The organism is Faecalibacterium intestinale, from assembly GCF_040096575.1.
Classification (GTDB): Bacteria; Bacillota; Clostridia; order Oscillospirales; family Ruminococcaceae; genus Faecalibacterium; species Faecalibacterium intestinale.
Genome location: NZ_JBBMEN010000075.1, coordinates 1 through 680 on the forward strand (window position 1 = coordinate 1; position 680 = coordinate 680).

Here is a 680-nt window from a genome sequence, read left to right on the forward strand (position 1 = left end):
TCCCCAAAAGCCGTTTTCCTGCCCCATTCCTGCGGTGTTTCCCTGCATTGGTGCGCCGGATGCGTCACTTCTCCTGCCGGTCATATCCCTTTTGGACGGTCATTCACTTGTCAAGGTACTGTGCGGTACGAAATTACCAACCGCAATCATCATAGCGTACTATCCTTGACAAAACAATGATTCTGCGATACCATGAGTGTAACGGATATAACTGAATTATATAATTACCATAAACAAAGGCAGGGGATAGGGATGGAGAATCAGTTTATACGGCATGAGCCATGTTTTGAGAGGATTTTGTTTGTCCTGACGCTGGACAGGAAGAAAATGAAAGAGCGGATTTTGATTGGGGAAGAACAGCAGATCCGCTTCCGTCTGAACGGGAGCCAAAACGCAGAGGTGCTTTGTGATATGACACGCCCACTGGGAACTTTTTTGATAAACTTTGAGCGTGACACGGACAGAGACTGGAACTTATACGGGCTTTCTCCGCTGCGGCAAGCTCTCCACTCCAACCGATGGAAACAGCCGGAGCTGGAGCAGGCGGCAAGCGAATTTCTTTGGGAGAAATATCTTAGCAACGACCCTCTGAAAATGTATGTGGCGTTCCGTATCTGGAACAGCTATCTGCTTGCCAGAGAACCCCGTGACCGTAACGCTGCCTGTGACCGCTTCATGGA

The 680-nt window shown here is 49.0% G+C and carries 1 pseudogene; it reads left to right on the forward strand.

Going from position 1 to position 680, the window contains the following annotated elements:
* Positions 1-252 precede the first annotated feature (252 nt).
* Positions 253-680 (forward strand): annotated as a pseudogene (locus tag WMO20_RS14580) (hypothetical protein); the annotation flags it as partial.